The following is a 25,844-nucleotide window of genomic DNA, read 5'->3' as shown; positions in this document are numbered from 1 at the left end:
TGACGTCATGCATGGCGAGTACAAGGTCCCCGGTGGAAAGCTCGTGGTCGTCGACCTCGACGTCGTCGACGGGAGGTTCGCCGACTTCCGGCTCGCGGGCGACTTCTTCCTCGAGCCCGACACGGCGCTCGACGACATCGACCGCGCGGTGGTCGGGCTGCCGGCCGAGACCGACGCGAAGACGATCGCCGCGGCGATCCGGCAGGCGCTGCCGGCCGACGCGGTGCTGCTCGGCTTCACGCCCGAGGCCGTCGCGGTCGCGATCCGGCGCTCGCTGCAGAAGGCGACCAGCTGGCGCGACTACGACTGGCGGATCGTGCACGCGAAGGCCGTCTCGCCGTCGATGCACCTCGCGCTCGACGAGGTGCTGACCGCCGCCGTGGGCGAGGGGCGCCGCGAGCCGACGCTGCGGATCTGGGAGTGGGACCAGCCCGCCGTGGTGATCGGCAGCTTCCAGTCGCTGCGCAACGAGGTCGACCTCGACAACGCGGCGAAGTACGGCGTCGAGGTCGTCCGCCGCATCTCCGGCGGCGGCGCGATGTTCATGGAGGCGGGCAGCGTCGTCACCTACTCGCTCTACGTCCCCGGCGACCTCGTGCAGGGCCTCACCTTCGCCGACTCCTACGCCTTCCTCGACGAGTGGGCCGTCAGCGCGCTGCAGTCGCTCGGCATCGACGCGGTCTACCAGCCGCTCAACGACATCACCTCGCCCTCCGGCAAGATCGGCGGAGCGGCGCAGAAGCGGCTCGGCTCCGGCGCCGTCCTGCACCACGTGACCATGAGCTACGACATCGACGCCGAGAAGATGGTGCAGGTGCTGCGGATCGGGCGCGAGAAGCTCTCCGACAAGGGCATCGCGTCCGCGGTCAAGCGCGTCGATCCGCTGCGCAGCCAGACCGGGCTCAGCCGCGCCGAGATCATCGAGCGGATGAAGGCGACGTTCGTCCAGCTGCACGGCGGCACTCCGGGCGACCTGACGGCCGAGGAGTACGCGGAGGCCGAGGAGCTCGTGGCGTCGAAGTACTCGACGCCGGAGTGGCTGCGCCGGGTGCCGTGAGGCGGGGCGCCCTCCGGGACGCCGGCGCCGGCTCCGCTCCGCTCAGCTCGCGAGGAGCTCCTGGTAGTCCGGGTGCTCGGCGATGAAGTCGGCGACGAGCGGGCAGAGCGGGACGACGTGCGCACCGCGGTCGTGCGCGTCGTCGAGGGCCGCCTCGACCAGACGGTCGCCGAGGCCCTCGTGCCGGTGCTCCGGCGCGATCTCGGTGTGCAGGAAGACCACGTCCGCGCCGCGGACCGCGTAGTCGGCGAGGCCGACGTTCTCGCCGTCGACCCACAGCGTGTACTGGGACCGGTCCTCGTCGTGGCGCACCTCGGAGATCATCGCGTCACTCTACGCCGGGGCCCGCGGCGGCCCGGGCACGCGCTCCCCGGGGCGTGTCGGAGGGGTCGACGCCGTGTCGGAGGGGTCGGCGCCCCCGTGACACCATTGCGGAGTGCCCAGGACGATCCAGATCGCGGACGGCGTCCCGGAGACCCGGAGCGCGGTGATCCATGCCGAGAACCTCGAGGTCCTGCCGCTGCTCGCGGACGGGTCCTTCACGGTCGTGTACCTCGATCCGCCGTTCAACACCGGCCGCGCGCAGGTGCGGACCTCGACCACCTCCGTCCGCTCGGCGACCGGCACCATCTCCGGCTTCAAGGGCCGCAGCTACGAGCGGATCCGCGGCGACCTCCTCCGCTACGACGACCGGTTCGACGACTACTGGTCCTTCCTCGAGCCGCGCCTCGCCGAGGCCTGGCGCCTGCTCGCCGACGACGGCACCCTCTACCTGCACCTCGACTACCGCGAGGCGCACTACGCCAAGGTGCTGCTGGACGCTCTGTTCGGCCGCGAGTGCTTCCTCAACGAGATCATCTGGGCCTACGACTACGGCGCCAAGGCCACCAAGCGCTGGCCGACCAAGCACGACACGATCCTCGTCTACGTCAAGGACCCGCGCGGCTACCACTTCGACTCCGCCGCCGTCGACCGCGAGCCGTACATGGCGCCCGGCCTCGTCACCCCCGAGAAGGCCGAGCGCGGCAAGCGCCCCACCGACGTCTGGTGGCACACCATCGTCTCGCCCACCGGCCGCGAGAAGACCGGCTACCCCACCCAGAAGCCCGAGGGCGTGCTCCGTCGCATCGTCCAGGCCTCCAGTCGCGAGGGCGACGCCGTCCTCGACTTCTTCGCCGGCTCCGGCACCACCGGCGCCGTCGCCCACGCCCTCGGCCGCCGCTTCGTCCTCGTCGACGAGCACGCCGACGCCATCGCCGTGATGCGCCGACGCTTCGCGGCCCACGACCCGGAGCCGCTGTACCTCTGACGCCCCGCCCCCGCCGCCCCCTCTCCAGAAGTTGTCGTACTCGCGCACCCGCGACGACAACTTCTGCGGACGTGATGGCCACCTCGTCGGCGTGCGGATCCGCTCTCCAGAAGTTGTCGTAGAGGAGCGCCGAGTACGACAACTTTTGAGGAGAGGCCGGGGGCGGTAGTCCTCCACAGGGACGGTCGGAGGGAGTTGTCCGTCGGTCGGAGGGAACGGAGCCACGGCGTCGGCTCGGGTGCAGCACGATCGGCGCATGACGGACATCGATCTCGGAGCGTTCACCCGCCGTGCAGCCCTGCGCGAAGGCGCGACGGACGGCGAGCTGCGGTCGCCGCGACTGGCCAGCCCGTTCCACGGAGTGAGGACACGCGTCATGCCGGTGACGCACGTCGAACGTGCTCTGGCCTACCGGCCACGGCTGCGTCCGGGGCAGTTCTTCTCGCATCTGACGGCGGCCGAGCTCTGGTCGGTGCCGCTTCCCTTCCGGCGGCCGGAGGACGATCCGATCCACGTCGCAACGTTCTCCCCGCGGCGACCGCCGCGGACTCGGGGCGTCGTCGGGCACGTCCTTCTGCCGCAGAACGTCGCCGTGTCCAAGAGGCTCGGACTGCCGGTCGCCGATGCGGCGTCGACGTGGGTCTCGCTCGCGATGCTCCTTCCCGACCGCGACCTCCTGGCGGCCGCCGATCACCTCCTCCTCGTGCCTCGCTACCCGGACGAGGTCGATCCGCGTCCGTACGCGGGACTCTCCGACCTGCAGGATCGAGTGAACGGGTACCACGGGCCCGGACGAAGACGGCTCGAGAGCGTGCTGCGGCTCGTCTCGACCGCGGCCGCCTCCTGCAGGGAGACGGCACTCCGATCGCTGGTTCGCGAGGCAGGACTCCCCGCCCCGGAGGTCAACGCCGAGATCACGGTCGGCGGCCGGCTCATCGCGATCGGCGACCTCGTCTTCCGCCGGTGGAAGGTGCTCGCGGAGTACGACGGCCGCCAGCACCAGACGAGCGATGCGCAGTACGCGCGCGATCGCGAGCGCTCCCTGGCGCTCCAGCTGGCGGGTTGGATCCAGGTCGTGGTCCGCGCGGATGGGCTCGGCCGAGAGCGAGCCCGCACGATCTTCGAGATCCGGGCCGCCCTGATGGCGCACGGCTGGCGGCCGTGACCCGCCCTGCCTTCACCGAGAGCTCACTCACTCCGCCGGGTCCTCGAAAGTTGTCGTACTCGGCTATCGAGTACGACAACTTTTGGAGAGTGGCGAAGGGGAGGGGAGGGGAGGGCCCGAGGTCAGGAGCTCGCGCGGACGATCAGCTCGGTGGGCATCAGGGTGCGGTGCTCGACGTCGGCGCCCTCGATGCGGGCGGTCAGGAGCTCGGCCATGCGGGCGCCGAGCTCGACGGGGACCTGGCGGACGGTGCTCAGTGCGGGGACGGCGGAGCGGGCGAAGATGTCGTCGTCGAAGCCGACGACGGCGACGTCTTCGGGGACGCGGCGGCCGGCCTCGCGCAGCGCGGCGTAGGCGCCGACGGCCATCTGGTCATTCGCGGCGAAGAGGCCGTCGATCACGGGGTCGCGCTCGAGGAGGCGGCGCATCGCCTCCGTCCCGCTCTCGGGCGAGAAGTCGCCCCACTCGACGAGCGAGTCGTCGAGCCCCGCGTCGGTCAGGGCGCTGCGCCAGCCGATCAGGCGGTCGACGCCCGGCGGCATGTCGGCCGGGCCGGCGATGGTCGCGATGCGGCGGCGGCCGCCCGCGATCAGGTGCGCGGTCGCGACGGCGGCCCCGTCGGCGTTGTCGACGTCGACGAAGTAGGAGTCGCGCTCGTCCGGCGAGAGCGGCCGGCCGCCGAAGACGATCGGCAGCGAGTTCGAGAGCGCTGCGTAGGAGTGGTCGCCGGAGTGGTGCGAGACGACCAGGGCGCCGTCGACGTTGCCGCCGAGCAGGTAGCGACGGGTCTTCTCGCCGCTGGTCTCCGAGGCGATCAGCATCGAGAGCGTGTAGTCGGTGTCGGCGAGGCGCATCGCGGCGCCCTGCACGATGGCGGCGAAGAACGGGTCGGCGAAGACGCGCGCGGTCGACTCCGGCACGATCAGCGCGATCGACTGGGTGCGGCGGGAGGCGAGCATCCGCGCGGCCCGATTGGGCACGTAGTCGAGCTCGGCGATGGCCTTCTGCACGGCGGTGACGATCTCGGCGGCCACCTGCGGCGCGTTGTTGACCACCCGCGAGACGGTGGCGCGCGAGACGCCGGCCCGCGCGGCGACTGCCTCGAGCGTCGGCGAGCGCCCGCCTCCCCTGATGCCCTCGGACACGGTCTAGTCCAGCGCCTCGGCCGCGGCGCCGCCGAGGAGCCGCGAGTAGACGAGTCCCGAGTCCTTGATCAGCCGCTCCTGGCTGGAGTAGTCGACCCGGACGATGCCGAAGCGCTTCTCGTAGCCCCAGGCCCACTCGTAGTTGTCGAGCAGCGACCAGACGAAGTAGCCGCGGACGTCGGCGCCCTGGTCGATCGCGTCGGCGACCTTCTCGGCGTGGTCGAGCACGTACTGCGTGCGGTCGACGTCGTGCACGCGGCCGTCCTCGACGACGTCGTCGTACGCGGCGCCGTTCTCGGTGACGTAGAGCGGCGGCAGGTTCTCGTACTCCAGGCCCAGCCGGGTGAGCAGGTAGCGCAGCCCGTCGGGGTGCACCTCCCAGTCCATGGCGGTGCGCGGGAGCCCGCGGGAGGGGAAGGTGATCGACTCCGAGCCGACCCACGGCGAGCCGACCTCGCGCTCGGTCGCCTGGGCGAAGTCCTCGGCGTCGGCCGGCAGAGGATGACCGGAGACGTTGTCGTCGTGGTAGTGGTTCACACCGAGGAAGTCGAGCGGCTGCGCGATCGTCGCCAGGTCGCCGTCCTGGATCAGCTCGTCCAGGCCCAGGCCCGCGACGTCCTCGAGGAGGTCCTCGGGATACTCGCCGAGCAGCAGCGGGTCGAGGAAGATGCGGTTCTGCAGTGCGTCGAAGCGGCGCGCGGCATCGAGGTCGACTTCGTCCTCCGGGTCGTCGGGGACGGCGTTGGAGAGGTTGAGCGTGATGCCGAGGTTCTGTGCGCCGAGGTCGCGCAGGGCCGAGACGGCGAGGCCGTGCGCGAGGTGGGTGTGGTGCACGGAGGCCAGCGCGGCCTGCTGCGAGATCACGCCCGGCGCGTGGATCCCGGCGCCGTAGGAGAGCAGCGTCGAGCAGAACGGCTCGTTGAAGGTGGTCCAGTGCGCCACCCGGTCGCCCAGGCGCGCGTGCACGGCCTCCGCGTAGTCCCGGAAGCGCTCGGCGGTGTCGCGGTTCGTCCAGCCGCCCGTCTCCTCCAGGGCCTGCGGGAGGTCCCAGTGGTAGAGCGTCAGCCAGGGCAGGACGCCCGCGCCGAGCAGCTCGTCGACGAGGCGGGAGTAGAAGTCGAGCCCCTCGGTGTTGACGGCGCGGTCGCCGGGCTTCACCCGCGACCAGCTGACCGAGAAGCGGTAGGAGTCGAGGCCGAGGCGCTTCATCAGCTGCACGTCGGCGGGCATGCGGTGGTAGTGGTCGACGGCGACCTCGGGGGTGTCGCCGTTCGCGACGGCACCGGGGACGCGCGAGAAGGCGTCCCAGATGCTGTCCTCCTTGCCGCCCTCGTGGCCGGCGCCCTCGATCTGCGCGGCGGCGGTGGCGGAGCCCCAGAGGAATCCGGCGGGCCAGTCGCGCGCGGCGAGGCGCTCGGCCCGGGCGATCTGCTCCGGCAGGGTCGAGGCGGGGGAGGGGGGAACGGTCACTGCGGACTCCTTCGGCGGCTGTCCCGTCATCCTACGACCATCCCGGTGGAGCGCTCTCTCACCGCGCTGGCGGGGTGGGCGGCAGGGCGGTCGGCGGGCTCGACGGCGCTCGAGGCGGAGGGGCGCCCCCGGGAACGCCGACGGCCCGGCACGCCGAGGCGTCCGGGCCGTCAGGGGTCGGAAGGAGCCGACCGGAGTGCGCGCTCAGCCGCGCCGGTCGCCGTCCTCCGCGCGCCGGGGCGCCGTGGCGACGGAGTCGGTCCGCACGTCGGGCTCGATGCTCCCGGCGGCGAGGTCGGCGCCGGCGCGGGCGGCCATCTGCGGGTCGGTGCGGCGCAGCTCGGCCGCGGCGTCCTCGTTCGCGAGGTCGTGCGCCTCCTGCATCGCCGACTTCGCCCGCAGCGGCGGGGTCTTCAGGAACCAGGAGAGCACGAAGGCGAGCAGCACCACGCCGAGCGCGACCTGGAAGACCGTGACCGTCGCGTCGTTGAAGCCGGTGAGGAACGGCGCCGAGAGCGCGTCGTTCGCCGTGTTCAGGAACGAGGTGTCGCCGTCGAGCGCGGAGCCGATCGCCGCGGTGTCCTGCGACTGCAGCAGCTTGAGGATGCCCGCGTTGGCCGGGTCGGCCGCGATCGTCGGGTCCGAGGCGGCGGCCTGCAGGTTCGCGGCGATCGTCGGGTTCTTGAACGCCGCGGCGATCGTCTCCGGGATGCGGCTGAACAGCACCGAGAAGATGACCGCGGTGCCCAGCGTGCCGCCGATCTGGCGGAAGAACGTCGAGGCGCTGGTCGCGACGCCCATGTTCGCCGTGTCGACCGAGTTCTGCGAGGCGAGGGTCAGCGTCTGCATCATCTGGCCCAGGCCCAGGCCGAGCAGCAGCATGCCGCCCATCACGAAGATCACCGGCTTGTCGATCGAGACGAAGGACAGGTAGAAGAACGCGGCCGACATCAGGAAGGTGCCGAGGATGGGGAACGCGCGGTAGCGGCCGGTGCGCGAGATGATCTGGCCCGAGACGATCGAGGCGATCATCAGGCCGAGGATCATCGGCAGCATCAGGAAGCCGGACTCGGTCGGCGTGGCGCCGTTGACGAGCTGCAGGTAGAGCGGGAGCGCCATCATGCCGCCGAACATGCCGAAGCCGACGAGCACGCCCAGCACGGTCGCCATCGAGAAGGTCGGCGAGCGGAAGAGCTTGAGCGGGATCAGCGCGTCGTCGCCCATCATCCGCTCGGCCGCGATGAAGCCGACGATGCCGAGCACGCCGACGACGTAGCAGACCCAGGCGATCGGCGAGCCCCAGCCCCACTCGCGGCCCTGCTCGGCGACGAGCAGGAGCGGGACGGCGGCGACGATGACGAGCGCGGCGCCCCACCAGTCGATCCGGACGGAGCGGCGGGCGGCGGGCTTGGGCAGGTGCAGGAAACGCACCACGATGAACAGCGCCACGGCGCCGATCGGCAGGTTGATCAGGAAGACCCAGCGCCAGCCGGTGATGAAGAGGATCTCGGGGGTGCCTGCGAGGAGGCCGCCGATCAGCGGGCCGACGACGCTGGAGATGCCGAAGACGGCGAGGAAGTAGCCCTGGTACTTGGCGCGCTCGCGCGGCGGCAGGATGTCGCCCATCACGGTGAGCGCGAGCGACATCAGTCCGCCGGCGCCGAGGCCCTGCACCGCGCGGAAGCCGGCGAGGCCGAGCATCGAGGTCGCGAAGCCGGCCAGGAGCGAGCCGATCAGGAACAGGACGATCGCGATCAGGTAGAGCGGGCGGCGGCCGAAGATGTCGGAGAGCTTGCCGTAGATCGGCGTCGCGATCGTCGAGACGATCAGGTACGCGGTGGTGACCCAGGCCTGCTGCGAGAGGCCGTCGAGGTCGTCGGCGATCGTGCGCATCGAGGTGCCGACGATGGTCTGGTCGAGCGACGACAGGAACATGCCCGCCATCAGGCCGAAGATCACGAAGAGGATCTGGCGGTGCGTCATGATCGCGCCCGACGGGCTGGCGGCGGTCGCGGGTGGGCGGGCGGAATCGGTCACGGTGGTCCCCTTGTCTGGCGGGCGCTGCCAGGGCACGGCGGACCGCCGCAAACGTTGCGTGCTGCGCAAAGTTACACCGCGTGCGGAGTCTCCTCCAGCGGTTCGGGCGAGCCTGTGGAGGATCTCAGAGGGGGCCGCCGGATCCGCGGTTCTGGACCGTCGATCCGGGTCCGGAGCGGCCCCTGCTCAGCTGTGCGCCGGGACGGTCGCCTCGGCCCAGCCGGCCTCGCGCAGCGCCGCCCGCGCCTCGGCCCGCGCCGAGTACGGCGTCCGCACGCCCTCGATGTCGCGGTAGTTCTGGTGCCCGGGCCCGGCCCAGAGGATCGAGTCGCCCTCCTGCGCCAGGGACACCGCGACGCGGATCGCGCGCTTGGGGTCGTCCACCTCGTGGATCTCGCCGTCCGGCCGCGCCGCGCGCGCCGCCGCCATCAGCGTGCTGCGGATGGACGCCGGATCCTCGAAGCGCGGGTGGTGGTCGGTGATCACGAGCACGTCGCTGCCCGAGACCGCCGCCTCGGCCATCGCGGGCCGCTTGAGGGCGTCGCGGTCGCCGTCGGCGCCGAAGACCATGATCACGCGGCCCGAGGTGACCTCGCGCACCGCCTCGAGCGTGCGGGTGAAGGCGTCGGCGCTGTGGCCGAAGTCGACGTAGACCGTGGGGCCGTGCTCGCCCGAGACGCGCTCGGTGCGGCCGGGGAGGGAGACGTCGAGCCCTCCGTCGCGGTGCAGGGCCGCGCGGATCTCGCCGATCGGCCGGCCCGCCTCGATCAGCATCACGATCGCGAGGGCGGCGTTGGCCGCCATGTGCGCGCCGATGATCGGGACGGAGGTGGTGATCGCGCGGTTCTCCCGGTTCTGCACGCGGAAGTGGGTGCGGCCGAACTCCTGCTCGAGGATGCTCACCCGCCAGTCGGCGTCGACGTCGGGGAGAGAGGTGATCGTCGTGACGGGGACGCCCGCCTCGTTCACCAGGCGGAGCCCGGCGGGAGAGTCGAGCGAGACGACCGCGCGGCGCGACCGGTCCGGCTGGAACAGCTGCGCCTTCTCGGCGAAGTAGGTGTCCATGTCGCCGTAGTCGTCGAGGTGGTCGTGGCTGAGGTTCGTGAACGCGGCGACGTCGAACACGACGCCGTCGACGCGGTGCCGGGTGAGCGCCTGCGCGCTGACCTCGATCGCGGCGGCGCCGACCCCCGCCTCCTGCATGCGCGCGATGAGGGCGTGCAGCTCGGTGGCCTCGGGAGTGGTGAGCCCGCTCGTCACGGAGGTGTCGCCGATGTGGCGCTCGGCGGTGGAGCTGAGGCCGGGCACGACGCCGAGCTGGCGGAGCATCCCCTCGAGCATGTGCACCGTCGAGGTCTTGCCGTTGGTGCCGGTGACGCCGAGCAGCAGGGGAGCGCGCTCGGTCGTCGCGTAGACGGCGGCGGCGACGGCGCCGAGGCGGGCGCGCGGGTCGTCGACGACGAGCACGGGCAGGCCGGTCGCGCGCGAGGCGGACTCGCCGGCCGGATCGGTGAGGACGCCGACGGCACCGCGCTCGGCGGCCTCCGCGACGAAGTCGGAGCCGTGGCGGTTGACGCCGGCGAGGGCGACGAAGAGATCGCCCGGCTCGACGTCGGAGGCGGTCAGGGTGATCCCGCTCACCTCGGCGGACGGGAGGTCGTCGTCGGGCAGCTCGATCGCGCGAGCGAGAGCGGGGAGGGGGACTGCTCGGACGTGCAGGGGGCGCAGCATGGGGTCCTCTCGTCATCGGGACCGGTGGGCGGCTCATCCGAGGGGGCGGATGCGCGCGGTCGCCGAGGCTGTCACTCAAGCTAGGGGGTCTGCTTATGTGAATCCTTTGAGGATATTCGACACCCGCATGGAGGAGCACTGCTGAACGGATACACCCCTCAGTGCTTGACATCCCTCGAGGGGGGCGAGATCGGGCTCCCGCGTAGGCTCGGAGCATGACCTCGGACGAGAACCCGACCCCGGAGGGGCGCCCCCTCCGGCGCCGAGCACTGGTGATCGGCGGAGTCGCCGTGGCCGCCGGAGTGGCGGCCGTCGGCGTGAACGTGGCGCTCGGCGCCGGCCGCGCGAACGCTCCGGCCGCGTCCGGGACTCCGAGTGCCGGCCCGAGCGCCACCCCGAGTGCATCGGCCACCGCAAGTGCCGTGCCGGTCGAGACTCCGCCCGAGACGCCCACGCCGACGCCGACCGCGACGCCCGGGATCGACCTCTCGGCGCACTCGAACGACGACCCGGCCAGCATCTGGGTGGTCGTCAACAAGCTCCGCACCCTGAACCCGGTGGACTACGTCCCGGCCGACCTGGTCTACCCGGACGTCCCGTACGTCAACCGCCAGCCGATGCGCCAGGCGACCGCGGACGCGCTGGTGCCGATGTTCGCAGCGGCATCGAGCGAGGCCGGCCTGACGCTCGCGGTGCAGAGCGCGTACCGCTCCTACGACACCCAGGTCAGCGTCTACGCCGGCTGGGTGTCCTCGCGCGGCCAGGCCGGAGCCGACGCGACCAGCGCCCGCCCGGGGCACAGCGAGCACCAGACCGGCTGGGCCGTAGACGTCGTCGGCTCCTCGGGGACCTGCGCCCTCGAGATCTGCTGGGGCGACACCCCCGAGGGCCAGTGGGTCGGCGCGAACGCGCATCGCTTCGGCTTCCTCGTCCGCTACAAGCCGGACACCACGCCGATCACCGGCTACGAGTCGGAGCCGTACCACCTCCGCTACATCGGAGTGGAGCTCGCGCAGCACCTGCACGACGCCGGCATCCCCACGCTCGAGCGCCTGTTCGGGCTGCCGGACGCGCCCGACTACGCGCCGGGCACGGTCTCGTAGCGGCGTCTCCAGACGGCTGCTCGGCGTGCTTGCGAGCACCCCTTCGCGCCCTCTGGCGTGCCCTGTCGGGCGTCCGGCGCCACGCCTTTCCGGTTCCGTCCTGCGTGCCTACGCTCGAACAGAAAGCGAGCCCTGCTCGCTTTCGATCGAGAGGAGGACTCCCAGGTGCGTCGCGCGACCGAAGACAGGCTTCAGCGGCGGCTCGACGCGGCCGAGGCCGCCATCGCAGCGCATGTGCTCTCGTCGGACTGGTACAAGCGCATCGAGGCGATCACCCGCGAAGGCGCAGGTGACGAGGAGCGGGTCAGCGCCCGCCTCGCGGAGGAGGGGCTGCCCGAGCTGCACAGGCTCGGGCTGTTCTACCTGCGGAGCTGGCCGAGCTGGTGGTGGCTGCACAACCGGCGGCGTGCCGCCCGGCTCGGGATCGAGCGGCATCGGGGACGGGTCCTTCGCACGCGGGAGAAGCTGCAGCGCGAGCTGGAGGTGATCGACGCCGCGATCGCCGGACATCCGTTCTCCTCCGACGTGCTCGTTCGCCTCCAGTCGGTCTTCGCCGAGAGCGACGGCAGTGGGAAGGACGGGCAGCGGATCAACGCGCGCCTGGCGGAGGAGGGTCTGCCGACCATCCCGGGAATCTGGATCTTCTACGCCCGGAACTTCTCCAGCTGGGGGTGGTTGCACAATCGGCGGTGTGCGGCCGTTCGGAGGATCGAGCGGCTCGACGGCTGAAGGCGTGTCCGTTCAAAAATCCGAATGTGTCCGGAATCCGGTGCACAAGGGCTTGCGGAGACGGCCGCGATCAGAAGCGGACGTGACAGACGGGCGTTGTTACCGTACCGTTACTCGGAGTGCTTTCGGAGGTCACCCCAATGGGTCTCCGACTCCCGCGTGGTGACATGGCCGCTTCCCCCTGATCTTCCGCACGCCCCCGCCCCCGTGCGCACCGACCCGTGAGTTCCCCTGTGCCCCACAGTTCCACCCGTTCCACCGTGCCCGCCGCCGCTGAGGTCGCCCCCGCCGACGCTCCGCTCGCACCGCCGCTGACCCGCCGAGAGGCGCGCGAGCGCGAGGGCCGCGTCCGCGCGACCCCGCCCGTCGTCACGCCGGCCGCTGCCGCCGTCGAGCTCCCCGCCCCCGCTGCCCCGGCCCCCGTGGTCCTCGCCCCCGCCGTGCTCGCGCCGGCCGCCGAGGGCATCCGCCTCTCCGCCGCCGCCCCGCTGCACCCCGCAGGCGGCGACGGCTTCCCGTCCCGCCGCGACCGTCGCGCCGCCGAGGGGCACCGCCAGCGCACCGAGCCCGCCCGTCGCGGCTCCTCCTTCTTCCGCCCCTCGCGCCGGCACCTCGTGCTGGCGATGTCGGGCGGGCTCGTCCTCGTCGCCGCCGCGACCGGGGTGAGCCTCACCGTCGGCGCCTCGGCCGACGCCGAGTCGGCGACCGCCGCCAGCGCCGTGCCGACCGCGACGGCCGCGCCCGTCACCGTCCTGCCCGCGACCACCGCCGACGCCCGCGTGGTGCTCAGCAGCGTCTCGACCACCTCCGGCACCGTCGCCGGCGGCACGAGCGTCACCATCGCCGGCTCGAACCTCGACTCGGTCGCGACGGTCCGCTTCGGCGACGCCGAGGGAAGCGTCACCGTGGACAACCCCGACCAGATCACCGTGACCGCGCCGCCCGCGGACGGCGAGACCGAGGGCGTCGTCCCCGTCGCCTTCTTCGACGCCGGAGGAGCGCCGATCACCTTCGACGCCGTCACCGACTCGGTCGCCGCCGCGACCGTCGACGGCACCCCGGTCGAGACGGTGCAGCCCGCCGTGGACACCACGACTCCGGCCGGGGAGCCGCTGACCGCGACCACGGACGCGAGCACGGACGCGAGCACGGACGCGAGCACCGACGCGACCGCCGCCACTCCGACCGCGACACCGACCGCCACCGCGGCCGACGCGCAGCCTGCCGAGCTCGTCGCCCCCGCCGCGACCGCCTCGCCCAGCCCGGCCGCGACCGGCGTGCTCGCGACCACCAAGGTCGTCGCCTCCGCGATCACCTTCGCCTACACGCCCGACCCGGCGATCGAGGCCGCGAAGGCCGCCGCCGCGCTCGAGGCCAGCCGCCTCGCCTCGCAGCTCGACTACCTGCAGACCTACTGGTCCGACTACAACTCCGCGCAGTACGGCGTCATCGGCGGCAACGACTGCGTCAACTTCACCTCGCAGTCGCTGATCGCGCGCGGCTGGGAGATGGACGGCGAGTGGAGCTACTCGCGGACCGGCGGCTACAGCTCGGCCTGGGCCTCCTCGACCGCGTTCAACTCCTACCTGGCGGCGCACCCGGAGCGGGCGACGCCCCTCACGAACGCGCAGCGCTCGGAGGTCAAGCCGGGCGACGTCGTGCAGTTCGACTGGGACGGCTCGGGCGACTGGGACCACACCGGCGTCGTCACGAGCGTGAAGGGCGACACGATCCTCTACTCCTCGCACACCGCCGACAACCTCGACCAGAGCATCGACTCGGCCTCGGCCGCGCGCATCATGTTCTGGAGCGTCTGACCCGGAGCCCGGAAGCCCCGAAGCAGGCCCGGCACACGCAGAAGAGGCCGCCGTCGCATCAGCGACAGGCGGCCTCTTCGTCGTTCGGGAGAAGCGTCAGTTCTTGAAGACGTCCTTGACGTCCTCGCCGACCTTCTTGGTCTGGGCCTTGGCCTGGTCGGCCTGGCCCTCGGCCTCGAGCTTCTCGTTGTCGGTCAGCTTGCCGGCCGCTTCCTTCGCCTTGCCGAGCAGGTTCTCGGCAGCGTTGCGGATCTTGTCGTCAGCACCCATGAGGGGCTCCTTCCGTTCGATTCGGTTCGTCCTCCGGCGACGGCCGCCGGAGGAAGTGGTGGGAGAGCGCGGGCGCTCGCGGGTCAGGCGACCCGGTCCTCCTTGGAGAACCCGGCCCGGGCACTCGAGGCGACCTCGAGCACGACGGGGAGTCGCGCGCCGAGCAGCTGATCGAGGGCGAGGACCTCCTGGTGCACCGCATCCACCACGGTGCGGGGCGAGACCCCGCCGCGGGGCAGGACCCGGACCTTGAGCGCCGTGGACGAGCCGTGGCGGTAGGCCGCGACGGTGACGTCCAGCAGGTCGGTGCGACCGGCCAGCGCGTTCTCGAGAACGTCCTCGGCGAAGCCGGTGGCGATCTCGACCTCTCCGGCGATGCCGCTCGACGAGCCCGAGTCCGTGAGGACGGTGCTCGTGCGGCCGCGGCCGTGGGCGAGGATCAGGACGAGCGCGAGGACGATGCCCAGGACGCAGATCCCGACGATCGCGTAGAGCGGCCACAGCACGGCGGCGTCGCTCCAGGCGGTGCCGTCCTCCGGGGAGATCCGGGAGACGAGGGCCGCGCCCTGGCCGTCCGCGAAGTCGGCGACCGCATCGCGGACCGGCTGCGAGACGGCGATCAGGACCAGGCCGGCGGTGACGGCGGCGAGGACGAGGCCGACCAGGAAGAGGATCAGGCGGTTCACGAACCGGTTGCTCGTGGTCATCAGATCCTCCCGGACTCGGAGATGCGGACGGTGGCGCGGGTGGCGGGCGTCGCCGCGATGCGGCTCAGCTCGTCGTCGACGGCGGACTGCACGGAGTCGCGGTCGACGGTGATCCCCGAGGAGGGGGTCACCTCGATCACGGCGGTGCGGCGGCCGATCGAGGCGCGGGTGTCCTCGCGTCGCGAGCGGGCGGCCGCGCGGGCCGAGCGGGCGAGGGAGGAGGCGATCACGCCGTCGTCGAGGACCACGGCGAGCCGGTCGTCCGCCACGGTGTGGCGAGCGCGGGCTCCCGGGGCGAGGGCGAGGACCAGCAGGATCAGCGCGAGCACCGCGGTGCCGACGGCGATGCCGATGATCGCTCCGGAGGCGAGGTCGGTCACGCCGACGATTGCTCCGAGGAGTGCGGACGGCGCGAGCAGCAGCGGAGCGGCGCCGACGATCGCGAGCACCGCCTCCGTTCCGACGTACGCGGCGATCAGGGCGATCAGCACGAGCACGACGATCTGCGCGGCCGAGCGCGAGCTGTGCGTCTCGCGCCGCAGGTAGCGGCGGTAGCGCGCATCCGGGGCCGCATCGCGCGGCGTGGCTGCGGGGCTCATGCGACTCTCCTCGGGGTTCGGTTCGGGGTGCGGGTGCCGGTCACGCGGATGTCCACGCGGCTGACGGTGCGGCCGGTGAGCGCCCCCATGCGGGAGGCGATGGTCGCCCGGTCGCGGTGGAGGCGGTCGAGCAGGCTGCCCTCCGCCGCGCCGAGGCCGTCCGTCACGACGGGGGCGGTGACGGCGAGCGCGAGGCCGCCGCTGTCGTCCGACAGCCGGACGCGGATCGCGGAGACCTCGACGCCCAGCTCCTCGTGGACGATCGCGACCGCCATCCGCTCGAGGGAGCGGACGGAGATCGTGACGGTCCCCGGCTCCGCCGGAGCGGTCCGCTCGGCGGGACGCTGGTCGAGTGCGGTCATGGCGACTCCTAGCGCGAGGTGGTGCGGCCGCGGAACACGTCCACGAGGCTGCGCACGTCGAGCGAGCCGTCGAGCATCCGCGCGATCAGGACGCCGAGCGCCATGAAGACGGCGGTGAGGACGAAGCCCCAGAAGCCGAAGAGCAGGGCGGCGAAGGCGAGGATCGCGCCGACGACGAGGCCGAGCGTGGTGCTGCGGCCCGTCGAGGCGGGAGCAGGGGTGCGAGGGTCGCTCATCGGACGCGGCTCTCGGTCTCGGTGTCGCCCTTGTCCTCGCCGGGGATGTGCACGTCGACGATCGCGACGTTGATCTCGGCGACCGACATGCCGACGAGCTCGGTGATGGCCTCGGAGACCGCGGCGCGGACCTGGTCGGCGACCGACTGCATCGGCACCGGGTACTCGACGACGAGGGTGACGTCGGCGGCGACCTGGGTCTCGCCGACCTCGACGCTGACGCCCTGGGCGTGGTCGTTGCCGCCGACGGCGGACCGGATCGCGCCGAAGGCACGGGCGGCGTTGTTGCCGAGGGCGAAGACGCCGGGCACCTGGCGCGCGGCGATGCCGGCGACCTTGGCGATCACTGCGTCGTCGATGACGGTGCGGCCCTGGGCCGTGCCGGAGACCGTGCTGCCGCCGAGGCTGGTGACGGTGTCGACCGACGTCTTGTCGACGCGGGGGGCGGTGGGGGTGGCGGGGGTGCGCGTGCTGTCGCTCATGGTGACTCCTGTGCGTGTCGTCGGCCGCTCGTGGTGCGCGGCCGGGGTCGGGGAGTCCGGCGGGTTTCCCGTCGGGCTGTGCTTTCATGAGTGAGACGGAGCCCGAGGGGCGTTCGTCACGGTGCGGTTCGGAGTTTTTCCTGACAGTCACCTGATGGTCCATCCGGCTCCCGCCGGTGAGCGCTGAGGAGCGTCATGCCCGGTCTGGAGACGGCGAGCGATGCACTGCTCGCCGAGCGCTCCGCCGAGGGCGACGTCCGGGCGTTCGAGGTGCTCGTCAAGCGGCACCAGTCGATCCTCCGCGCCTACGCCTGGCGGCTGACCGGCTCGCAGGCCGACGCCTCCGACGCGGTGCAGAACGCGCTGATCACGGTCTGGGCGCAGCTCCCGCAGCTGAAGGAGCCCGCGAGCGTCCGGAGCTGGATGATGAGGATCGTCAGCCGGTCCAGCGTCGACCTCCTCCGCCAGCGCAAGCCGGTCGACGACGTCGACGCCGTCGAGCACCCGCCGGCGCGCGAGCCCGGTCCGTTCGAGTCCGTCGAGCAGAGCGACGCGATGCGCGCCCTCGCCCAGGCGCTGGCCGATCTGCCCGAGACCCAGCGGCAGTGCTGGCTGCTCCGCGAGGTCGGCGGCGAGTCGTACAGTGAGATCGCCGAGCACCTCGGCATCACCGCCACCGCCGTCCGCGGCAAGCTCGCTCGAGCACGGGAGTCGCTGGTCGTGGCGATGGAGGACTGGCGATGAGGGCCTGCGATGAAGGAGTCGGCGCGATGACGGAGCCGGCGCGATGACCCCGGACGAGACGCCCGGTCGTCCGGAGTCCGGTGAGGACTCCGTGCTGCCCCTGAGCGTGCCACTGGTCGATCCCGCCGCCGAGGCCGACTCGGACTCGGACCGCGACTCCGATCCCGACTCCGGCGACGCGATCGGCATCGACGAGCTCAGCGACTACCTCGACCGCGACCGCCTGCCCTACGACCCCGCGATCGAGGAGTCGCCGGAGCACCGCCGCACGCTGCGCGCCCTCGAGCGCGTCCGCGCCCTCTCCGGCGCGCTGATCGACGACGACGCCGCGCACCTCCCCGCGCCCACCGAGAACTGGTTCGGCTCGATCCTCACCCAGGTGCGGCGCGAGGCCCGCGCCGGCCGCGACATCCCGCTCGCGAGCACCGACCCCGACGTCGAGTTGACCATCACCGAGGGCGCGGTCCGCGGGATCGTCCGCGAGGCCGGCGACAGCGTCTCCGGAGTCCTCGTCGGCCGCTGCCGGCTGCAGGGCGACGTGGCCGATCCCGGCGCCGACATCGCGGTCGAGGTGACGATCTCGGTGTTCTGGGGCGTCCCGATCGCCGACGCGGCGCAGCAGGTGCGCGAGCGGATCCACTCCCGGCTGCTCACCCAGACCGAGCTGCGCGTCTCGACGATCGACGTGCGCGTCGAGGACGTCTACGTGCCGGGAGGGGAGGAGTCGTGAGCGAGTCCGAGTCGCGTCCCTCCGCCCCGATCGTGCTGGTGCCCGCGGTCGCTCCCGGCGAGCCCGCGCCCGGCGCGGCGGCGGTGCTCACCGCTGAGATCCGCGCCCTCGCCGGAGTGGCGATGCTCGTCCCGGCGCGCGGCCAGGTGCGCGACGTCCTCGCGCACGCCGCGGGCGCGCTGACGCCCTCCACGGTCGACGCCGCGGACGGACCGCTCGGCGCGGTCTCCGGCGGCACCTTCGCCGAGCCGGTGCTCGTGCGCGTCCTCGGTGACGAGGTGTCGGTGTCCGCGGAGGTCTGCGTCGCCGCGGAGTCCTCGGCGCCCGACGTCGCCCGCGCGGTCGGCTCCGCGGTGCGCGAGTGGTGCCGGCGCGAGCACCCCGGTCGTCGCGCGCGCGTCGCGATCCGGATCGCCTCCGTCGACTGACGCGGGGGCGCGCCGCCCCTCAGCTCGCCGCCCCTCAGCGCCGTGCGCCCTAAGCGTCGTGCTCGGCGAGGAACGACTCCGTCTCGGCCGCCGTCGGCGTCGAGACCGCCGCACCGGCCCGGGTGACCGAGATCGCCGCGGCGGCGGTCGCCCAGCGGACGAGCTCGACGAGTGCCGCCGGGTCGTCCAGCCGCTGTCCGCCACTCGCGAGCCGGGCCGCGAAGACCCCGCAGAAGGTGTCGCCGGCGCCGGTCGTGTCGACCACGGGGACGCGGAACGCCGGCGCGCGCACCGGCTCGCGGTCGCGGACGGCCACCACGACGCCGTCGGAGCCGAGGGTGACCAGCACGAGCGGGACGAGCGCGGTCAGGGCGACGGCGAGGGCCGTGTCGTCCTCGGCCGCGATGCCGCGCTCGGCGCCGAGCTCGCGCGCCTCGTGCTCGTTGACGATCAGCACGTCCAGCTCGGCGAGCAGCTCCTCGGGGAGCGGGCCGATCGGCGCCGCGTTGAGGATCGTGGTCGTCCCCGCCGCGCGGCCGGCCCGCGCCGCCGCCAGCACGGTCGGGACGGGGATCTCGAGCTGCAGCAGGAGCGCCGAGGCGCCGGCGATCAGCGCCTCCTCCTCCCCGGTGAGGTCGGTGAAGGCGGCGTTCGCCCCGGAGTCGACGACGATCGCGTTCTCGCCCGCGTCGTCCACCGTGATCTGCGCGGTGCCGGTGCGCTCGTCGCCTCGGCGGGCGTGCAGTTCGAGCGGCTCCTCCGCCAGCAGCCCCGCGAGCTCGTCGCCCGCGGCGTCGCGGCCGAGGCTCGTGACGAAGGCGCTGCCCGCGACCGTGCGGGCGGCGGCGACCGCCTGGTTGAGCCCCTTGCCGCCCGGGAAGGTGCGGGAGTCGAGGGCGAGGACCGTCTCGCCGGGCGCGGGGATGCGGGCGACCCGGTGGACGTGATCGAGGTTGGCGCTTCCGAGGACGACGAGGCTCATGCTCCGACGGTAGGGCACGCGCAAGGGGCTCCTGGCATCCTCCGGCCGCACCTACGGTGGAGCCATGGAAACTCGAATCTTCGGCCGCACCGGTGCGCCCGTCTCCGTCGTCGGCCTCGGAACCTGGCAGCTCGGTGCCGACTGGGGGGACGTCGCGGAGAGCGACGCCCTCGCCATCCTCGACGCCGCGGCGGAGGCGGGCGTCACCCTCTTCGACACCGCCGACGTCTACGGCGACGGCCGCAGCGAGCGGACGATCGGCGCCTGGCGCGCCGCCCACCCCGACGCCCAGGTCTTCGTCGCCACGAAGATGGGCCGCCGCGTGGAGCAGATCCCCGCGAACTACGTGCTGGACAACTTCCGCGCCTGGACCGACCGCTCACGCTCGAACCTCGGCGTCGACACCCTCGACCTCGTGCAGCTGCACTGCCCGCCGACCTCCGTCTACTCCGACGACGCCGTCTTCGACGCGCTGGACACCCTGGTCGACGAGGGCGCGATCGCGCACTACGGCGTCTCGGTCGAGCGCACGGAGGAGGCGCTCACCGCCATCGCGCGGCCGAACGTCGCGAGCGTGCAGATCATCCTGAACGCGTTCCGCCTCAAGCCGCTCGACGCGGTGCTGCCGGCGGCCCGCGAGGCCGGCGTCGGGATCCTGGCGCGCGTCCCGCTCGCGTCCGGCCTGCTCAGCGGCCGGTACACGACCGAGACGACCTTCGCGCCCGACGACCACCGCAACTACAACCGTGACGGCTCCGCCTTCGACGTCGGCGAGACCTTCTCGGGCGTCGACTTCGCCACCGGCGTCGAGGCCGCGCAGGAGTTCTCCCGCCTGGCCGCCGACCACGGCCTCGCCCCCGCCGCCGCCGCGCTGGCCTGGATCATCCAGCAGGACGGCGTCACCGCCGTCATCCCCGGCGCCCGCTCCGTCGAGCAGGCGAAGGCGAACGCCACCGCCGCGGACGCCGCCCCCCTCGGCCCCGCCTTCATGGAGGCCGTCAACGCCCTCTACGACACCCACTTCCGCCCCACGGTCCACCCCCGCTGGTAGCCGACACCCGCCGACTCGCCCGAGAAGGCTCGTTCTTCACTCCGAGAACGAGCCTTCTCGGGCGAGTCAGTGATGCAGCGCCGCGCGCACCTGGGCGACGACGGAGGCGAGGTCGGCGAGGTCGTCGCCGGTGAGCTCGATCACGGTCCAACCGGCCGCGCGGAGGCGGCGGGCGCGGGCGACGTCTCTCCGCCACTGGCCGGGCTCGGAGCGGTGGTAGTCGCCGTGGTACTCGATGACCACACGGGCCCGAGCGAGGCAGAGGTCGACCCGGCCGAGGAAGGCGCCGGCCTCGTCACGGATCTCGACGTTCGCCTCCAGACCCGTGATGCCCGCGAGCACCAGTGCCACGCGCACCTGCGACTCGGGTCGGGACTCGGCCCGCCCATCGAGCAGCACGAGGGCTCGACGCAGACGCGCGATCCCGCGTCGACCCGGATACCGGTCGAGCGCGGCACGCAGAGACTCCTCGGTGAGGAGACGTCGGTGGAGGAGGTCGTCGCCGACAGCCACGAGGTCCGCGAGCTCGAGGACGGCGCCGAGGTCGCACCAGGTGCGGCCCGGAGTAGTGAGAGCACCCCTCCTCCCGGTCACGACATCGACCTCGCGATCGACGGTGAGACTGCGACCCGCGAGACCACGCGCATGTGGCGCCCGAGCCGGTGCGACGACGGCGACGTCCAGGACGACCCGCTGCTCCCAGCGCCGGTCGAGCGGCGCACCCCAGAGCAGCGCCGCGGTCGGCCCGCAGACGAAGACGTGGTCGCCGAGCCGGTGCAGCACCGCCGCGCAGCGATCCGCGAGCGTGACGGCCGGAGCCGTCGATCTGATTCCGTAGGCCGGCGACGAGTACTCCGCCGACCGCATCCGCGCCCGCGACAGCCCCGCGGCGCTCCCCTCCGCCACCCTGAAGACGCCGTCCGGCTCGTCGCCACTCACCGCGCCATGGTGGCGCCTCTGGCCCTCCCGTGAGCGGAGTTGTCCACAGGCCCCACTGAGTCGCCCGAGAAGGCTCGTTCCCGGGGTGGAGAACGAGCCTTCTCGGGCGACTCGGCGGCGGTGCGGGCTAGGAGCCCAGGGCGGCGTCGACGATGGTGCGGGCCTCGGCCTGCACCTCGTGCAGGTGGTCGAGGCCGCGGAAGGACTCGGCGTAGATCTTGTAGACGTCCTCGGTGCCGGAGGGGCGCGCGGCGAACCACGCGTTCTCGGTGACGACCTTGACTCCGCCGACGGCCGCGTCGTTGCCGGGGGCCTTCGAGAGCTTCGCGACGATCTCCTCGCCGGCGAGCGTCGTCGCCGAGATCGCGTCGCCGTCGAGCTTGCCCAGCGCCGCCTTCTGCGCCTTGGTGGCGACGGCGTCGACGCGCTCGTAGACCGGGTCGCCGAACTGCTCGGTCAGCTCGCGGTACAGCGCCGACGGGCTCTTGCCCGTGACGGCGACGATCTCCGAGGCGAGCAGCGCCAGCAGGATGCCGTCCTTGTCGGTCGTCCAGACGGTCCCGTCGAAGCGGAGGAACGACGCCCCCGCCGACTCCTCGCCGCCGAAGCCGACCGAGCCGTCGACGAGCCCGGGCACGAACCACTTGAAGCCCACCGGCACCTCCCAGAGGCGGCGGCCGAGCGACTCCGCGACCCGGTCGATGATCGAGGAGGAGACCAGCGTCTTGCCGATCGCCGCGTCCTCGCGCCAGCCGGAGCGGTGGCGGTAGAGGTAGTCGATCGCGACCGCGAGGTAGTGGTTGGGGTTCATCAGGCCGCCGTCGGGCGTGACGATGCCGTGGCGGTCGGCGTCCGCGTCGTTGCCGGTGAGGATGTCGAAGTCGCCGGCGCGGGCGACGACCGAGGCCATCGCGCTGGGGGAGGACGGGTCCATCCGGATCTTCTCGTCCCAGTCGAGCGTCATGAAGCCCCAGGCGGGGTCGACCTCGCCGTTGACGACCGTCAGGTCGAGCTCGTGCATCTCGGCGATGAGCTGCCAGTAGTGCACCGAGGCGCCGCCGAGCGGGTCGGCGCCGATCTTCACGCCCGCCTTGCGGATCGCGTCGAGGTCGATGATGTTCGCCAGGTCCGCGACGTAGTGGGTGCGGTAGTCGTAGGTCTCGACGGCGCTCGGCTCGGCCGACTTCACGTCGCGGTTGCCGTCGGCGATCAGCTCGTTGGCGCGGTTCGCGATCCACGAGGTGGCGTCGGAGTCGGCGGGGCCGCCGTGCGGCGGGTTGTACTTGAAGCCGCCGTCACGGGGCGGGTTGTGCGAGGGGGTGACCACGATGCCGTCGGCCCGGTCGGTGTGCGACGGGTCGTTGTTGTAGCGGAGGATCGCGTGGCTGAGCGCCGGGGTCGGCACGAAGTCGTCGAACTCGTCGACGAGCACCCGCACCTCGTTGGCGACCAGCACCTCGAGCGCGGTCGTCAGCGCCGGTCGCGAGAGGCCGTGGGTGTCGGCGCCGATGAAGAGCGGCCCGGTGATGCCCTCGTTCGTGCGGTACTCGACGATCGCCTGCGTCACCGCCGCGATGTGGTCCTCGTTGAAGGCGGTGTCGAACGACGAGCCGCGATGCCCGGAGGTGCCGAAGACCACCTTCTGCAAGGGGTCGGACACGTCCGGCTTCTTCTCGTAGTACGCCCTCACGAGGGCCTCGACGTCGATGAGATCGGAGGCCTCTGCCGGCTTCCCTGCGCGATCGGTCATGGGGTCCATAGTGGCAGTCGCGCCGGGGCCGCGATACCGGCTGGACAGGCGCTGGCTAGGCTGTCCGCCATGCCCGACCGCGCCTCCGACGGTGTCCCCGACACCGACTCCGCCCCCCGCACGTACAGCTATCTCGGGCCCTCCGGCACGTTCACGGAGGCGGCGCTCGCGCAGGTGCCCGAGGCGCGCGGGCACGTCTGGCGGAGCGTCGGCAACGTCGGCGAGGCGCTCGACGACCTCGTCTCGGGGCGCAGCGACGGCGCGGTGATCGCGATCGAGAACTCGGTCGAGGGCGGGGTGACCGCCGCGCAGGACGCGCTGGCCAAGATCCCGGGCGTGCGGATCGTCGGCGAGTACCTCGTGCCGGTGTCGTTCATCCTGGTCGGCCGCCCGGGCGCGCGGCTCGAGGACGTGCGGATCGTCGCCGCCCACCCGGTCGCCTACGGCCAGTGCCGCGAGTGGCTCGACCGCACGATCCCGAGCCACGAGCACCTGCCCGCGTCGAGCAACGTGCAGGCCACGATCGACCTGCTCGCCGGCTCGCCCGCGCAGGCCGCCATCGCGCCGCCGGGGATCGTCCGCCACCACGGCGTCGAGGTGCTCGCGGAGCGGATCGGCGACAACCCGAACGCGGTGACCCGCTTCGTGCACGTCTCGCGCTCGCGGGTGCTGCCCGAGCCGACGGGCGCCGACAAGACCAGCCTGATCGTCGAGCTGCCCTCCGACGCCCCCGGCGCGCTGCTCGACATGCTCGAGCAGTTCGCGACCCGCGGAGTGAACCTGAGCATGATCCAGTCGCGGCCGATCGGCGACGCCCTCGGCCGCTACCGCTTCGTCATCGACCTCGACGGCCACGTGCACGACGAGCGGGTCGCCGACGCCCTGCTGGGCCTTCGTCGCTTCAGTCCGCGGGTGATCTTCCTCGGCTCGTATCCGCGTGCGGATCGCCGTCCGGTCTCGTACGTGCGACGCTACGACGACGAGGTGTTCATCGAGGCCCGCGACTGGCTGCGCGGGATCCTCGGCAGCGAACCGGAGGTCGACGATGACTGAACGAGGCGGAGCCGAGCGCGAGCGCGTCGATCCGCGGTACGACCCCGCCTTCCAGCGGGGTTTCGCCGGGGGAGTGGACCGGGTGCGCGGCGACGAGCGCGTCTTCGCCCGCCCCGGAGCGGCGCCGGAGGGGATCGCCCGCAGGCGGCCGCCGGCGCTCGCCGAGGTCGCGACCGCGGCGGACAGCCGGCGCTCGCGGAGGGCGGCCGAGGTCGTCGCGCCCGCCGGGCGGTCCGCGCGGCTGCCCTCCGATGCCGACTTCGATGCGGCCCCCGTCGCGGAGCCGTCCTCCGCCCGGGAGGAGGCGCCCGCCCGCCGCGTCGAGGCCGCCGTCGAGCCCTCGGCGCCGCTCTGGCGGAACCCCTGGCTGCTCGCCCTGCTGCTCGCGGGGCTCGCCGGCAGCGTGCTGGGCGTCGCGCTGCTCTACAGCGGCTACTCCTCGCCGCCCGCGTCTTACTACGGCGACTCCGACACCCCGTCACCGGAGTGGATCCAGCGTCAGATCACCTACTACGCCTCGATCCCGCTGCTGGGCAGCCTGCCGTTCGCGCTGCTGCTCGCCATGGGCGTCGCGGCGCTGCGCTGGCGGGCCCGGCCCTCCAAGCAGGCGCCCTCCGACGACGTCGAGACCGAGGCCGAGGCGACGACCCTCTGACGGCGAGACCTCCGGCGGAGGTGGATCTCGATACGCGCGCTGCGCGCGCTACTCGATCAGCATGAACCGAGTCCGTCGCGCGCCGTCATGCTGGTCGAGTAGCCCTGCAGGGGCGTATCGAGACCCGCTGTCGTCAGCACTTCCGACGGAAGCGGGCGCAGACCCCGCTACACCCCCGACGCGCCGAACAGCAGCCCGAGCAGGTAGGTGAGGAGCGCCGCTCCGTAGCCGATGCCGAGCTGGCGCAGGGCGCGCGCGAGGGGCGGCGCGCCCGAGAGCAGTCCGACGATCGCGCCGGTGGCCAGCAGGGCCAGGCCGACGAGGACGGACGCGAGGACCACCGCGGCCGGCCCCGACATCCCGAGCAGGTAGGGCAGCACCGGAATGATCGCGCCCGAGGCGAAGAAGCAGAAGCTCGACAGCGCCGCGCCCATGCCGGTGCCGATCGACTCGTACTCGTCGACCGACGGGTCGGCCTTCACTCCGCCGATGGTGATCGGCGAGGTCGGTGCCGCGCCACCCCGCAGTCCCGCGAAGACCCGGGCGGCGCGGGCGTCCGCGTCCTCCTGCGAGAGCCCGCGAGCGCGGTAGACGAGCGAGAGCTCGTTGGCGTCGACGTCGAGGTCGGGCACGACGTGGTTGGTGTCGAGGTCGGGGGAGGAGGCGGAGAGCAGCTCGCGCTGCGAGCGCACCGAGACGAACTCGCCGGCACCCATCGAGAGCGCGCCCGCGAGCAGTCCGGCGATGCCGGTGAAGAGGACGACCCCGGTGCCGACGCCGCTCGCGCCGACGCCGAGGACGAGGGCCAGGTTCGACACCAGGCCGTCGTTCGCGCCGAACACCGCGGCGCGGAAGGTGCCCGAGAGCCGGTTGCGGCCGCGCTCGGCGAGCCCGCGGACGACCTCGCCGTGGATCCGCTCGTCGGCGGCCATCGCCTCCGTCGCGTCGTCGTCGTCGGCGTAGGGCGAGCGGGCCTCGGCGCGCTGGATCAGCGCGAGGACGAAGACCGAGCCGAACTGCCGGGTCAGGAAGCCGAGGAGGCGCGTGCGCAGGTCGGGCCGGGGCTGCGGCTCGGCGGCCGGCCCCAGCAGCTCACGCCAGTGCTCCTCGTGCCGGCCCTCGGCGGCGGCCAGGGCGAGCAGGATCTCGCGCTCCTCGCCGGTGCGGCGCTCGGCGAGATCGCGGTAGCTCGCGGCCTCGGCCAGCTCGTCGGCGAGGTAGCGCCGCCAGCGCCGGATCTGCACGGGAGTGGGGGAGGAAGGGGTGTCTCGGGCGGTGGTCGCCATGGGATCT

General features: G+C 72.8%; 27 protein-coding genes. 12 read left to right on the top strand and 15 right to left on the bottom strand.

Translation table 11 applies throughout. The features are described 5' to 3' along the window. Positions 1 to 7: 7 nt before the first annotated feature. Complete coding sequence (locus HQQ86_RS05365) at positions 8 to 1,057, top strand: biotin/lipoate A/B protein ligase family protein (RefSeq protein WP_173287026.1); 1,050 nt, start codon at positions 8 to 10, stop codon at positions 1,055 to 1,057. A gap of 42 nt (positions 1,058 to 1,099) precedes the next feature. Here the strand turns inward: HQQ86_RS05365 and HQQ86_RS05360 are convergent, their stop codons facing one another. Beyond that, entirely contained in the window at positions 1,100 to 1,381 is a 282-nt protein-coding gene (locus HQQ86_RS05360) for a GNAT family N-acetyltransferase (RefSeq protein ID WP_173287024.1), read from the bottom strand. A 112-nt stretch (positions 1,382 to 1,493) separates the two neighbouring features. Between HQQ86_RS05360 and HQQ86_RS05355 the strand changes: the two genes are divergently transcribed. Both HQQ86_RS05355 and HQQ86_RS05350 read left to right on the top strand, forming a co-directional pair. Next, entirely contained in the window at positions 1,494 to 2,366 is an 873-nt protein-coding gene (locus tag HQQ86_RS05355; RefSeq protein ID WP_123444978.1) for a site-specific DNA-methyltransferase, read from the top strand. A 256-nt stretch (positions 2,367 to 2,622) separates the two neighbouring features. Further along, positions 2,623 to 3,531 (top strand): hypothetical protein, encoded by a 909-nt coding sequence (locus HQQ86_RS05350; protein ID WP_173287022.1) that lies wholly within the window; start codon positions 2,623 to 2,625, stop codon positions 3,529 to 3,531. Between the two features lie 122 nt (positions 3,532 to 3,653). Here HQQ86_RS05350 and HQQ86_RS05345 read toward each other — a convergent pair whose 3' ends face one another. The 4 genes from HQQ86_RS05345 to HQQ86_RS05330 form a co-directional block, all read right to left on the bottom strand. Then, entirely contained in the window at positions 3,654 to 4,676 is a 1,023-nt protein-coding gene (locus HQQ86_RS05345) for a LacI family DNA-binding transcriptional regulator (protein ID WP_173287021.1), read from the bottom strand. Positions 4,677 to 4,679: 3 nt separating this feature from the next. After that, positions 4,680 to 6,104 carry a GH1 family beta-glucosidase gene (locus tag HQQ86_RS05340; RefSeq protein WP_367948583.1) on the bottom strand — a complete coding sequence of 475 codons (1,425 nt, stop codon included), beginning with the start codon at positions 6,102 to 6,104 and terminating at the stop codon, positions 4,680 to 4,682. Between the two features lie 246 nt (positions 6,105 to 6,350). After that, entirely contained in the window at positions 6,351 to 8,129 is a 1,779-nt protein-coding gene (locus HQQ86_RS05335; RefSeq protein ID WP_173287522.1) for an MDR family MFS transporter, read from the bottom strand. 240 nt (positions 8,130 to 8,369) lie between these two features. Next, the gene (locus HQQ86_RS05330) at positions 8,370 to 9,914 is read right to left on the bottom strand and encodes a Mur ligase family protein (protein WP_173287017.1); all 1,545 of its coding nucleotides are present in this window, start codon (positions 9,912 to 9,914) and stop codon (positions 8,370 to 8,372) included. Positions 9,915 to 10,129: 215 nt separating this feature from the next. On the opposite strand from HQQ86_RS05330, the gene HQQ86_RS05325 reads away from it, so the two are divergent. From HQQ86_RS05325 to HQQ86_RS05315, 3 genes are all read left to right on the top strand, one after another. Continuing rightward, positions 10,130 to 11,017, top strand: a complete 888-nt coding sequence (locus HQQ86_RS05325; RefSeq protein ID WP_216844929.1) for a M15 family metallopeptidase — start codon at positions 10,130 to 10,132, stop codon at positions 11,015 to 11,017. A gap of 165 nt (positions 11,018 to 11,182) precedes the next feature. Further along, positions 11,183 to 11,746: a hypothetical protein gene (locus HQQ86_RS20885; protein ID WP_216844928.1), complete on the top strand. Its 564-nt coding sequence runs from the start codon at positions 11,183 to 11,185 to the stop codon at positions 11,744 to 11,746. Between the two features lie 260 nt (positions 11,747 to 12,006). Continuing rightward, positions 12,007 to 13,563, top strand: a complete 1,557-nt coding sequence (locus tag HQQ86_RS05315) for an amidase domain-containing protein (RefSeq protein WP_173287015.1) — start codon at positions 12,007 to 12,009, stop codon at positions 13,561 to 13,563. Positions 13,564 to 13,659: 96 nt separating this feature from the next. Here the strand turns inward: HQQ86_RS05315 and HQQ86_RS05310 are convergent, their stop codons facing one another. From HQQ86_RS05310 to HQQ86_RS05285, 6 genes are all read right to left on the bottom strand, one after another. Further along, entirely contained in the window at positions 13,660 to 13,833 is a 174-nt protein-coding gene (locus HQQ86_RS05310; RefSeq protein WP_173287013.1) for a CsbD family protein, read from the bottom strand. An 83-nt stretch (positions 13,834 to 13,916) separates the two neighbouring features. Beyond that, on the bottom strand, positions 13,917 to 14,540 hold the full coding sequence (locus HQQ86_RS05305; protein ID WP_173287011.1) for a hypothetical protein: 624 nt from the start codon (positions 14,538 to 14,540) through the stop codon (positions 13,917 to 13,919). Beyond that, positions 14,540 to 15,139 carry a hypothetical protein gene (locus HQQ86_RS05300; RefSeq protein WP_173287009.1) on the bottom strand — a complete coding sequence of 200 codons (600 nt, stop codon included), beginning with the start codon at positions 15,137 to 15,139 and terminating at the stop codon, positions 14,540 to 14,542. Before HQQ86_RS05300 ends, HQQ86_RS05305 begins: the two co-directional genes overlap by 1 nt. Then, positions 15,136 to 15,501, bottom strand: coding sequence for a hypothetical protein (locus HQQ86_RS05295; protein WP_173287007.1), 366 nt, complete (start codon positions 15,499 to 15,501; stop codon positions 15,136 to 15,138). Before HQQ86_RS05295 ends, HQQ86_RS05300 begins: the two co-directional genes overlap by 4 nt. A gap of 8 nt (positions 15,502 to 15,509) precedes the next feature. After that, positions 15,510 to 15,737 carry a DUF2273 domain-containing protein gene (locus tag HQQ86_RS05290; protein ID WP_173287005.1) on the bottom strand — a complete coding sequence of 76 codons (228 nt, stop codon included), beginning with the start codon at positions 15,735 to 15,737 and terminating at the stop codon, positions 15,510 to 15,512. Beyond that, entirely contained in the window at positions 15,734 to 16,219 is a 486-nt protein-coding gene (locus HQQ86_RS05285) for an Asp23/Gls24 family envelope stress response protein (RefSeq protein WP_173287003.1), read from the bottom strand. The genes HQQ86_RS05290 and HQQ86_RS05285 overlap by 4 nt, the downstream gene beginning before the upstream one ends. Before the next feature lie 195 nt (positions 16,220 to 16,414). Between HQQ86_RS05285 and HQQ86_RS05280 the strand changes: the two genes are divergently transcribed. The 3 genes from HQQ86_RS05280 to HQQ86_RS05270 are packed head-to-tail and all read left to right on the top strand — an operon-like array spanning position 16,415 to position 18,121. Beyond that, a complete protein-coding gene (locus HQQ86_RS05280) occupies positions 16,415 to 16,963 on the top strand; it encodes an RNA polymerase sigma factor (protein WP_173287001.1) in 549 nt (182 codons plus the stop codon). A 43-nt stretch (positions 16,964 to 17,006) separates the two neighbouring features. After that, positions 17,007 to 17,693 (top strand): Asp23/Gls24 family envelope stress response protein, encoded by a 687-nt coding sequence (locus tag HQQ86_RS05275; protein WP_173286999.1) that lies wholly within the window; start codon positions 17,007 to 17,009, stop codon positions 17,691 to 17,693. Then, positions 17,690 to 18,121, top strand: a complete 432-nt coding sequence (locus tag HQQ86_RS05270) for a hypothetical protein (RefSeq protein WP_173286997.1) — start codon at positions 17,690 to 17,692, stop codon at positions 18,119 to 18,121. The genes HQQ86_RS05275 and HQQ86_RS05270 overlap by 4 nt, the downstream gene beginning before the upstream one ends. Positions 18,122 to 18,170: 49 nt before the next feature. On the opposite strand, the gene HQQ86_RS05265 is transcribed toward HQQ86_RS05270, so the two are convergent. After that, positions 18,171 to 19,103, bottom strand: coding sequence for a ribokinase (locus HQQ86_RS05265; RefSeq protein ID WP_173286995.1), 933 nt, complete (start codon positions 19,101 to 19,103; stop codon positions 18,171 to 18,173). A 64-nt stretch (positions 19,104 to 19,167) separates the two neighbouring features. Here HQQ86_RS05265 and HQQ86_RS05260 point away from each other — a divergent pair, with 64 nt between their 5' ends. After that, entirely contained in the window at positions 19,168 to 20,154 is a 987-nt protein-coding gene (locus tag HQQ86_RS05260) for an aldo/keto reductase (protein WP_173286993.1), read from the top strand. A gap of 66 nt (positions 20,155 to 20,220) precedes the next feature. On the opposite strand, the gene HQQ86_RS05255 is transcribed toward HQQ86_RS05260, so the two are convergent. Next, positions 20,221 to 21,093 (bottom strand): DUF559 domain-containing protein, encoded by an 873-nt coding sequence (locus tag HQQ86_RS05255; protein WP_173286992.1) that lies wholly within the window; start codon positions 21,091 to 21,093, stop codon positions 20,221 to 20,223. 127 nt (positions 21,094 to 21,220) lie between these two features. Next, on the bottom strand, positions 21,221 to 22,843 hold the full coding sequence (pgm, locus tag HQQ86_RS05250) for a phosphoglucomutase (alpha-D-glucose-1,6-bisphosphate-dependent) (RefSeq protein WP_173286990.1): 1,623 nt from the start codon (positions 22,841 to 22,843) through the stop codon (positions 21,221 to 21,223). Between the two features lie 69 nt (positions 22,844 to 22,912). Between pgm and pheA the strand changes: the two genes are divergently transcribed. Together pheA and HQQ86_RS05240 are read left to right on the top strand one after the other, a co-directional pair. Next, the gene (gene pheA / locus HQQ86_RS05245; protein ID WP_173286988.1) at positions 22,913 to 23,896 is read left to right on the top strand and encodes a prephenate dehydratase; all 984 of its coding nucleotides are present in this window, start codon (positions 22,913 to 22,915) and stop codon (positions 23,894 to 23,896) included. Next, positions 23,889 to 24,551: a hypothetical protein gene (locus tag HQQ86_RS05240; RefSeq protein ID WP_173286986.1), complete on the top strand. Its 663-nt coding sequence runs from the start codon at positions 23,889 to 23,891 to the stop codon at positions 24,549 to 24,551. Before pheA ends, HQQ86_RS05240 begins: the two co-directional genes overlap by 8 nt. 167 nt (positions 24,552 to 24,718) lie before the next feature. On the opposite strand, the gene HQQ86_RS05235 is transcribed toward HQQ86_RS05240, so the two are convergent. After that, positions 24,719 to 25,837: a VIT1/CCC1 family protein gene (locus HQQ86_RS05235; RefSeq protein WP_173286983.1), complete on the bottom strand. Its 1,119-nt coding sequence runs from the start codon at positions 25,835 to 25,837 to the stop codon at positions 24,719 to 24,721. Positions 25,838 to 25,844 lie beyond the last annotated feature (7 nt).

Source organism: Rathayibacter sp. VKM Ac-2857 (assembly GCF_013205025.1).
Classification (GTDB): Bacteria; Actinomycetota; Actinomycetes; order Actinomycetales; family Microbacteriaceae; genus Rathayibacter.
Note: the sequence above shows the minus strand (reverse complement) of the source record. Positions and strands in the feature narration are given on the sequence as shown.